Consider the following 10,446-nt stretch of genomic DNA (forward strand, 5'->3'; position numbering starts at 1 on the left):
CGGCCGTTCAAAATATTACAGTTATTATATCATGTCACATTCATCAATGGATAGTATAATACTTGTATTATATGGAATAGTACCCACACCATCAGTCTTTTCAAGACATCTGTGCACAAACTGACAGCGACCAGTCGCCTTATTAATTGTATTTCAATGCGCAGTTCGTTAGACTGTAATCAGTTTGATTCCAAATGGCTACCAACAATTCAAACAAACATCGTTTTCATAAACCTAAAATTTCGGAGGTTCCACAAACCCATGAAAATTGCAGTGGTTACCGATTCAGCAACGTACCTTGATCCAAAGGACGTCAAAAAATACAACATCCATGTTGTGCCAATCACCGTTATCTTCGGTAAGCAGACTTTCCGCGACAACGTGGACATCACAACTGAAGAATTTTATAAACGCATGGCGGCGGACGCAATCATGCCGTCCACTTCACAGATTACACTCGGCCAGATGCAGGACATGTTCGATCAACTCGCTGATGAAGGCTATGACGCCGTCATCAGTATTCATCTGTCATCAGGGATTACGACTTTCTTCAGCAATCTAGAACAGTTCGTGCCAAGCGTGACCAATATTAAGGTATACCCGTTTGATTCTTTAATCGCTTCTGCCGGCGAGGCCAATTTAGCGTTACTCGCGGCCCGATTGGTTGAAGCGGGCAAAACGCCTGAGGAAATCATCGCGGCCCTGACCAAATTCCGGGATACCATCGACGCCTATTTTGTGGTCGATGACTTGTCTCACTTAGTGCACACCGGTCGTCTGTCGAATGCCTCCAGTCTGGTCGGTAATTTATTGCGAGTCAAGCCGATCCTCACGTTCAACGATACGGGACAAATTGTGGCCATTGAACGTGAACACACCATGCATCGGGCATACAACGCCATCAAGAAGAAGGTCGCCAATGCGTACGAAACAAGCACTGTGCCGTTACGGTTTACGGTTATCAACGCAGATAACGCGCTCCGCCAAAAACAGTGGGTAACTGATCTGCACCAAAGTTTCCCAGACATGGTCATTGATGAAAGCATTCTTGGGCCCGTCTTAGGCGTCCACGTAGGTGCAGGCACCATGGCTATTTTATGGGCTTACGATTGGCAAAAATGGCCGGTATAATCCTATTTTAAAGAAAAGAGTCCTTACTCATGCAATTTTATTCGATTGGCGGTCATAGAGGCGACACGGACTTTATGGCGCGCAAAACATTTGTCACCAAACTGCGTGACGAGCTGCACACGCCGACCATCGACCTCACCCAGTTTCCAACACCAAAGAATCAGGAGCAGTATGACCAATTGGTGATTTTTCTAAAAAAATCGGTGCTGCCGAAACTAAAATAACCATTGGATTCATCATTCAATGATTCTATCCTGCTGATGTATAAATAAAGTAACAGCCTGTTGCGAGGGTGTTTCAAGCCCTTTAAAGCGCGGTTACAATTGGGTAAAAATATAGACAGGCCTGTTTTAATTTTATATAATGAAGTCCGAATTACTATTAAACTAGTAATTCATCAAGCATGTTGCTCGTCCAGAAAACGAGTGACCAGTATAGACACCCTCACCAGATTTTGCATGATTTGGTGGGGGTGTTTTGTTTGAATCGTGATCCAGATTGGGGGGAAATAATTCAAACGCTGCGTGTCACGCGCCGTGAATCACGACCACTTTTTGGGCAAGGATTCAAATCTCAGTCCTGAAAACTCGCTATTGATTTGCGTTTTTCAGTTTAATAGACCAGTAATGTCAGTCCTGGACTTATCGAAGTCATTGCAGGATTCGGCAGCGGTACATTGAGAGCTACGAAGCCGCCAATTTTTTCTTTGACTGACGGAAATAATGTAGCACCTTTTGCAAAAAAAACGTCCCAGCAAACGCTGAGACGTTTTTCAATCCTATAAATCAAGCACCCGGAGTCTAGTTATCAGACTTCAGTGCACTCTTAGCAATTTGCAGTGCGGTGTCAGAAGTTTGACTTGAAACCGAGGAAACCTTCTTGTTGTTCTGCCAAGTAATTTCGTTGGCTTGTGAGTCCTGCGCCGTATCGTAAACCGTAACAGCACCCTTGTCTACACTCTGGTTCGTAATGTTGTTGCTCTTGAGTTGTTTTGAAACCTTAGAAGCAACGGTTGATGGATCAGAGTGGGCAATTGTCGACGTATCCGTAACCGCAGTCACGGTCCAGTCGCCCTGTTTCCAGTTGACGAGGATATGACCCATGACACCCTGCTCTTCAGCTTTGGTGCCGTTCGTCAGTGTGATGGTCTGACCACCGTGCGTGGCAGCAGAAACATCTGAAGCTGCATTGCTGCTTGACGACTTGGTCTGCTGCTTATAAGTCGCGGTCGTATCGTTGTTATCCGTCGTCTTATAAGTGACCTTAGCGTTGGCGTTAGTCCCGCTTACGGAACTGGCCTCAGCCGTTGACCCATCAGAATCAACCTTAGTTGGTACTGATAACTGGGTGGTGCTGGTAGCAGAATCCCCCTGAACACTGATCAGTGAGGCAGCTTTATTCAAGCCGACACCGGCGCCGACACAGATTGCCAGAGTGGCAACCGCCGTGATTAACTTTTGTTTTCTTAACATTGATAGCCCTTCTTTCAATTAGTCCGTGACAGTAGCGGCGTTAGCGTTGATATAGCCAACCCACTTCCCGCTTGAATACAGTGAGTAATACTTGCGCCCATTGTAGTGATTATAATAATACTTTGCTGTGTAAGTCTTGCCAACAGTGGCAGTCCCGGCATTTGATGTGAACACGAGGCTCTTCCAAATGTCGTAACCGGACTTACTGATCTTCACCGTCTTGTTGTAAGTGATGGCCCGTGATGATAAGAACCAGCTCTTGTTCTTCTTGTGTTCCTTACTTGCGTCAACCTTTTGACCCAGGGCACTTGATGACCAAGTGTCGGTATATTGCCAGAGCACATGACTCGTCGTTGGTTCGGTTGATTGATAAGCGGCCAGCCAGTATCCATCATATTTTGTCATGGCCGTGTTCGCATATTCAGTTGCAAAACTGTTGTATGAATAGAACAGGATTCGTTTATGTGGGGCTAATGACCGTAATTCTGTGTACCAGGCAGCCGTGGCACTATTCGTGGTCCCGCTCGTTACCGTTTGGTCTTCGTAATCATTGACGTAGAAGTCGGCGTCAGGTGCGCGGTCGTACAAGTCCTTAGCTTCTGTCTTGGCGTTCGAGGTGCTGGAGTACTGGCTAAATGAATAGACCCCGTATTCCAACCCATATTTCTTACATAGTGCAGCCGTTGTTGCAAAGTCCTTATCCTTGTAGTCACTCCCATACTGGACCCGTAAGATGACGTATGGTACCGTCTTCTTCAAGTTCTGGACTTCAGTTGCAGTCAGTTTACCTTGCCACTCCGATAAGTCGGGAATCGAGGTTCCCACGGCAGCCTTGGCTGGCTTTGTTGCCATGCTCAGGCTCCCGAATACCACTAAAATTGCTGTAAACAGCCAGATGATCAATCGATGACCACCGAGACGTTTATATGTCTCACTCAAAAAATCATATCCTTCCTCTATTTAAACGGCTGCGCCAATGTTCATCACACCGCAATGCCGTTTACAATATATTCCGTATCCAAATGCGGTTATTCCTACTCCGCTAATGTTTCTGGTCGAGCGTACCCAACCACGTGCCACCATGGTGCCGATATTGCTTCCGTAATGACACCGTCATCCTGTGCGTCCAACATCTTACCATTGCCAATGTACATCCCAACGTGGGTGATGCTGCCCGTACTTGTTCCAAAGAACGCCAGATCACCCTTCTCAAGATTTGACTTTGAGACATGGGTGTAGGCGTTGTACTGCGATTGCGCGGTTCGCGGCAGCGTCTTATCAGCTGCCTTCTTATATACGTACTGGGTCAAGCCAGAACAGTCAAACGATGACGGGCCAGTGGCGCCGTAACTATATGACTTTCCCAGTTCACTTTTGGCCTGAGCGTACACGGTTGCGTACGTGGCACCTGTCTTGAGGTAGCCGTTCCAGATCCAACCACTGACCTTCCCAGACTTACTGGTCACGTAGTAGTACAGGTATGTAACGCCGTCTGATTTTTTCTCATAAAGTTTCTTTGTTGCTTCCCAGGTTGTATTGGGATAGTTCGACAAGTAGTGGGTCTTACTTGAAAATGTGACCTTTGAACTGCTGATCGATAAATTGTACATTGCGCCGGCGGTACTCTTTTTAACGTATGTCGTGGGCGTCATACTGCTTTCTTTCACATACGTGTCGGCGTGGGCCAAGGTGTGACCACTAGCGCCAAGTCCCAGCCCTAGTAGTCCTAATAGTCCTACCTTCATATAGAAATGATGTCCATGCTTTCGCTTCAAAACAATTCCTCCTCATTTGGTACGCTTACTAAGTTACACCTCTTGTGCTACAGCTCAGTTACCAAAAAATATCATGATAGTTAATATTTTGTGTCAAGAATCACGTTTGAAATATTCCTGTAATCTTTTGTGCTACAAACCGTGCTATATCAGCATTTAAGAGCGCTTTTATTTAAAGATTAGTCTTTTGATTAGACTGCAGCGAACCCAAATATGCCATGTGTGTATCAAACAAGTAAAAATCGTTGTTATGTGGTGTGAGGCCGTTCGTTGCGCTCTGAATGAAATAATTCAAAGCTTATCGTTGGTGGTAGTCTTGTCAATTTTACAGATTTACCTCAGAATTAATAAAACACTTATTGATTTATGTCACTTATAATTCCAGGCGAAGAACGTTCGACCAATGCCGATTTTTCCCAAAACAGTAAAAGGCCTCCTCTGAAATTCCATTCAGGATTTTCAGAGGAGGCCTTTTTTCATGGCTGGCAGACGGCCATCGTTAATACGTAAGTTTTTCCAATCTGTTTTTGGGTGATTTGCGGTAGGCCCTGCCTATCATCATGATCTCAATGACTAATCATTAACCCGTTTTCTGTTTGGCAAAATGACCCATAGCCCTTCGTGTGCAGCCTTGAAGCATGCCATTTCCGGCAAAAAAAGCATTTGTGATTGCCAAAACGTGTGCCCAAGCTACTTTATATACGCTGTCTTATAATTCCACTGGGTCCCGGCTGTATTGTGGACAATACCTTTAACGTCGCTGCGTTGCAGATAAGCAGTCACTTGTTGATACAGGGGTGTCATCCCCTGGTCAGCGTTGAGAAGCTTCGCGGCGTTGACCAAGTCTTGCCAACGTGTATCTGGGTTGTTTGCGTCCTGATTGTTGGCCCGTTTAACTAAAGCGTCGTACTGTTTATTGCTGTACCCGCCATAGTTGTAAGAGGTGCCTGTCATCGGTATCTGAAGGAAGGAAATCGGGTCGTTAAAGTCTGCACCCCAGCCGGAGACTAGCACATCAAAGTTTCCCTTGGCGCTTTGCTGGTAGGCAATCTGCTGAGTCGGCACCGCCTTCAAACTGACCGTTAGACCTGGTAATTCTTTTTGCCACTGGGCTTTCAGATACTGTGTCAATGGACTGGTGGCGGTTTGGTCGGCGCCTGCTAACAACGTAAAATTAAGCTTCGCTATCCCGGCTTCTCTTAGTCCCTTTGCCCAGTACTGTTTTGCCAGTTTGGGATTATAGTTGACGGTATTCTTCACTACTTGTTCCTTGGCAAAATCTTCGCCAGTCTTCGGATCACGCGCTAAGTCAGTCGCGACAAACCCGGTTGGTGTTTGCGACCCATCACCAAGGACTTTCTTGGTCAACGCTTGCCGGTCAATGCTGAGTGACAAGGCAAGCCGAATATGCTTGTTATTAAAGGCCGCGCGTCGTTGCGCGTTGGCATCCTTTTGGTTGTACTTCAGGAAGCTCACATACGAATATGGGTATTCTCTGAAGGCTTTGTCGGTTTTGTAATTCTTCACTTGCTGGTTTGCCAACGGTGTCAGGTCCAGCTTTTTTTGCTGATAAAGATCCAGGCCGGTCGTGGTATCGGAAACAACCGTGTAGTTGATTTTCTGTAATTTGACCACTTTTTTATCCCAGTACTGGTCATTTTTGACGAACTGCCACTTGTTGCCTGTCCCATTCCAATTTTGAATTTTAAAGGGTCCTGAATAGACCATGTACTGTGACTTCGTGGCGTATTTTTTACCATACTCATCAATCACTTTTTGGTTCTGCGGCGCAAATAATGGGTAGGCCATCAAGATTTTAAAGTAGGCAATTGGCTTATCCAATGTCACGACCACGGTGCGTTTACCCGCTGCTTTTATGCCGATAGTGCTAGCCTTAGCGTTCCCAGCGTTGATCTGATTCGCATTTTTGATACCGCTAAACAGGTATGCGTACTGGGATTTCGTTTTCGGGTCGATGGTTCGGCGCCATGAATAAACAAAATCCTGGGCAATGATCTTGTCACCATTGCTCCAGTTGGCGTTACGCAAGTTAAACGTCCAGGTCAATCCATCCTTTGACACACGTGAACTTTTAGCCAGCCCAGGCACCGTTTTGCCATTCTTTCCTAGGCGAAAGATGCTTTCATAGACGTTACCCGTTTGCCCATAGCCCATGGCTTTTGAGATATCGATCGTATCCAGCGGTGCGGCGGCACTCAAATTCAGTACCTGTTTCGGCGCACTAGACGACTTGCCGCAAGCTGTCAAAACGGCCACGAAGATGACCGCCATTACAGAAAGGAGCCATTTTTTGACTTTCATTATTCAATTCCCCCAATTGGTTGTGTATGTTGCGACTAGCAAACAGCTTCTTGACTAAACACCTGCCCACCATGCGGATCACCCCCTTGGTCACGAGTTAAGACACGAAAAAGCCACTGGCCGATAAACATCGACACGGTGGTTTCGTGGCCATAAATTCCCAGTTACTGCCATTCATGGTCCGCAAACAGTGTTGGGATATTATGACTTTTTAAAAACCACGGGCGACAATTCGAAATAGGGTGCACAACAACATGTATTTAATTGAGTCATCATCCGTGGTCCTCCTTCGTGAACTTAATTGCCAATTATCATATCGGCTGACCGATACTAAGTCAAGCAAGAACATTTGTGAAAAATGTTATCAAGACCATTTTATTTACATACGTTCATTAACTATAATTCTTGGCGATTTGCACGACTATACCATTTCGATGTTATGCAACTGAATAAAACTCTGAAAGCGTTTCAAAAATTCTTTCAAATCTATTGACACACTCGCCAAATATTGGGAAAATGAAGATGAACGTGAAATAACTCACGACTGGTTTTACCGATTAGGAGGGACTGTAAATGATTAGAGACATGAATCCTGAGCTTGTTGAACGGCAGACCCAGCTCGCCCTTTGGCTACTGGTGCATGCACCTCAACACAAAACCTTAACTGACTTAAAAGATTACATGGAAACAGACGAAGAGACTCTGCGTCACGATTTGAACTGGATTTCAAAATTCCTTCACCCTTATAAAATTGTGGTGGACCCGACCAACGACCAGAAAGTCGGTGCTGTAGGCCACGAATCAAACATCATCCGAGCGATTCTAGATCTATTGAAGACCGAAGTTGTCCCAGGCAAGTTCACCACGAGTTTCTCGGTTACGGACAGGGAACTGGAAACTTATCTGACCAAGCGTATCGATGCCCTGACCGATGTGATGACTTTGTCCGATGACGCAAAGCAAAAACTCTACCTGTATCTTTGGACGGTGGGTATGCGTTATCGCTTTGGAAACGTTAAACGACCAGGATTGGCCGCCTATTTCACCCCTGCACAATTAGCATTGATTGCTGAACAAAAAGAAAGCCATCCGTGGTCACAAAAGACCGTGGACGGTTTGGATAAACTATTGCCGGAAAACGTTGATTTACCCATTATTGAGGATTACTTATTGACGTTGCGGGTTTGGTTGTATACGCATTAAACCTGTTGAAAAAGCTTAAAGACCAAAATATAAGTCGCCTGAGCAGGAGCTGGTGTTTGTATTTGGCGCTATGATTGATTACGGCATCAATCGCTGATTTTTGACTAGGTTTTGGCATCAAACATGAAAATGCCAGACGGACTATTTTCGGCACAAAAAGCGCGTTTCGGAGGAGTGTTCCTCTGGAGCGCGTTTTCCGTGTTAGATAACTGTTAGACTATCAGCTTGTTTATCTATACATCAGCTATCAGAATTCTTGCTTTTACCTTGTTAGAGACATGCCTGATTTCGAATGGCAGAGAGGTTCCGCAGAAGCGACTCTGGGTCAAAAAATTCAAGTCCGGACTTTTCTGAGGTATTTGCCTTAGTTTTGCTTGCGACGTGCTCTTAGGTAACCGTGCTGAAACAATCCTCCGCAAGACAAGGGGCTACTGTAGAACGGACTCTGAGCCAAAAATTTAAGTCGGACTTTTTGGATTCGTCGTCTGAGTAGTGCTTGGGACGTGGGTTTTGGCCTCATAGCCACAACGGTTTCCGCAAGGCAGGTGGCGGAGCAGAGGCGACTCTCTACTCCTTTGTCACCAACACCGTTCCAATAATCATCAATACTAATGCCACGCCAAACAATGCAGTTGGGCGTTCACCCAGTATGAAAAACGACAGGATAACCGCCAGAAAAGGTGATACCGCATAATAGGCACTTGTTTTTGCCGCACCGATATACCGTTGTGATAAAATATAAAACACGATGCTGATGCCATACGCGAAGAATCCGAGAACCAATGCTGCGATAATCGTCCCGACTGTCGGCCAGTTTTCATGCAGAAAAAGCGAAACAATCAGGCTTCCGATACCAACGCCCATCCCTTTCACAATAACGACTTGTAACGGATCTCGGTCTGATAATACGCGTGTCAGGTTGTTTTCCAGCCCCCAGCATGCTGTTGCAAAAATGGCAAGGATTGCACCGATTGAAAGAGAAAAGTGTGTGACTCCGGTTGAGCTCAGTAGCATACTGGCTATGGTGATGACCGCGATGCCCAGCCCGAGGCCGTGAGAAATATGTTCATGGAAAAAGAGAAGCGCCAGCACAGAAGTGGCCACAATTTCAAAATTGCCCAGCAGTGAAACGGTTCCAGCATCACTTAATTTCAATGCTAAATTCATCATAATGCTGGCTACGATATTGAAGCCGATGACGGCAACCAGTGCTGGAATATCTGCGTGTTTCAACCCGTTCTTTGTATGTGCTGCATGGTGGACCACAGGGTAGATCAACAACGTGCCAAGCCCTGTTCCAAGGTAAAGCAGACTGGATAAAATAGCAACTGGTACAGAATGGATCAATAGTTTTGCTAACGGTGGATAGAATGCGTAGAGCAACGCAGAAATCAACGCATACCCAATCGCAAGCTGCGTGCCTTTTTTAGTTGATGATGTCAAAATCTGAGCTTCCTTCCCGACTGTTTAACATGCTGCCTTGAAAAACCGGTTCACAATCAGCACATTACTACCTTCTAGTTTACGCGAAATACCACGCCATTTTTGGAATAAAACAACTTTTTAAAAATACCACAATATTGTTTTGCTTTAAAAATCGTCGTGCCAATTTAACGGGGTTCATACCACACCGTATTCGAAGTACTATTATATTGTCTCAAAATTGTCAATATAGTCATATGAAACGATACTAATCTGCAACTACTTTAAAGTTCTGCCATGCTTGTTTTCTGAAAAATCCCCGATGGGCAATTCCTGTGTGTGTCCTTGTCAGTACACGCTTTTACAATTTTTGCCGACTACGAACTGAACAATATAAACGCTTGAATATGTGCAGTACATCACTTAAAATGAAAAGATAAGCAATAAATGAAAGCGGATACAGAGGTTCTATAATGCTAGCACTGATTATTACGGGGGTAGTGTCATTTATCAGCTCAGACCTAGACGATATTGTGGTCCTAACACTCCTCTTTACTCAAGAAGAAAAGTATAAAAAATATCAGATCGTTTTGGGGCAAATAATGGGAATTGGCAGTCTAGTCGTTTTCAGTTTGCTAATCGATTATGGGTTGAGTTTCTTAACCACCGGACTGTTGAAGTGGTTGGGAGTGCTGCCAATCTGTTTAGGAATTAAATACTGGTTTGATTATTACTTTCGAAGTAAGACCGACAACAGTCATTTACCCAAATCAATCAAATATAGCCGGTTTACCGTCATTAAAATTCTCAGTATTTGTCTCTTGACGATTTCAAACGGCGCCGATAATATTGGAATCTACGTACCGCTTTTTTCCCAATACAATCAAGCTGAAACGGTACTTACCATTGTGGTTTACGCGATGATGACGTTGCTTTGGTGCTTTACCGGTTATAAACTGGCGAACCTGCCAGTCCTTAAAGAAAAAATTGAAGAATATCGAAAATGGGTCATCCCGCTTGTTTTCATTGTGTTAGGAATCTATATCCTTATCAAAAACAATGCATTTTCCCGGAATGTCAACTCAAGTGCAACAACCATGGAGCCAGGCCGTGAGCTAGCT

Annotated in this window: 9 protein-coding genes; 4 read left to right on the forward strand and 5 right to left on the reverse strand. The window is 44.9% G+C overall.

Going from position 1 to position 10,446, the window contains the following annotated elements; translation table 11 throughout:
• Positions 1–261: 261 nt before the first annotated feature.
• Both FC82_RS04855 and FC82_RS04860 read left to right on the forward strand, forming a co-directional pair.
• A complete protein-coding gene (locus FC82_RS04855) occupies positions 262–1,131 on the forward strand; it encodes a DegV family protein (protein WP_056996362.1) in 870 nt (289 codons plus the stop codon).
• Positions 1,132–1,160: 29 nt separating this feature from the next.
• On the forward strand, positions 1,161–1,355 hold the full coding sequence (locus FC82_RS04860; protein ID WP_054761967.1) for a hypothetical protein: 195 nt from the start codon (positions 1,161–1,163) through the stop codon (positions 1,353–1,355).
• Between the two features lie 576 nt (positions 1,356–1,931).
• On the opposite strand, the gene FC82_RS04865 is transcribed toward FC82_RS04860, so the two are convergent.
• From FC82_RS04865 to FC82_RS04880, 4 genes are all read right to left on the reverse strand, one after another.
• Positions 1,932–2,603 (reverse strand): hypothetical protein, encoded by a 672-nt coding sequence (locus FC82_RS04865; RefSeq protein WP_054761965.1) that lies wholly within the window; start codon positions 2,601–2,603, stop codon positions 1,932–1,934.
• An 18-nt stretch (positions 2,604–2,621) separates the two neighbouring features.
• The gene (locus FC82_RS04870; protein ID WP_056996363.1) at positions 2,622–3,542 is read right to left on the reverse strand and encodes a GH25 family lysozyme; all 921 of its coding nucleotides are present in this window, start codon (positions 3,540–3,542) and stop codon (positions 2,622–2,624) included.
• A gap of 95 nt (positions 3,543–3,637) precedes the next feature.
• Positions 3,638–4,378: a C40 family peptidase gene (locus FC82_RS04875; protein ID WP_235809174.1), complete on the reverse strand. Its 741-nt coding sequence runs from the start codon at positions 4,376–4,378 to the stop codon at positions 3,638–3,640.
• Between the two features lie 690 nt (positions 4,379–5,068).
• A complete protein-coding gene (locus FC82_RS04880; protein WP_056996364.1) occupies positions 5,069–6,700 on the reverse strand; it encodes a peptide ABC transporter substrate-binding protein in 1,632 nt (543 codons plus the stop codon).
• A 573-nt stretch (positions 6,701–7,273) separates the two neighbouring features.
• On the opposite strand from FC82_RS04880, the gene FC82_RS04885 reads away from it, so the two are divergent.
• Entirely contained in the window at positions 7,274–7,903 is a 630-nt protein-coding gene (locus FC82_RS04885) for a BglG family transcription antiterminator (protein WP_054761959.1), read from the forward strand.
• A 567-nt stretch (positions 7,904–8,470) separates the two neighbouring features.
• Here FC82_RS04885 and FC82_RS04890 read toward each other — a convergent pair.
• Positions 8,471–9,346 carry a DMT family transporter gene (locus FC82_RS04890; RefSeq protein ID WP_235809175.1) on the reverse strand — a complete coding sequence of 292 codons (876 nt, stop codon included), beginning with the start codon at positions 9,344–9,346 and terminating at the stop codon, positions 8,471–8,473.
• Positions 9,347–9,798: 452 nt separating this feature from the next.
• Here FC82_RS04890 and FC82_RS04895 point away from each other — a divergent pair.
• The coding region (locus FC82_RS04895) for a cadmium resistance transporter (RefSeq protein ID WP_056996365.1) at positions 9,799–10,446 on the forward strand (648 nt) is incomplete at its 3' end.

Origin of the sequence: Secundilactobacillus collinoides DSM 20515 = JCM 1123 (assembly GCF_001435975.1) — a bacterium.
Taxonomy (GTDB): Bacteria; Bacillota; Bacilli; order Lactobacillales; family Lactobacillaceae; genus Secundilactobacillus; species Secundilactobacillus collinoides.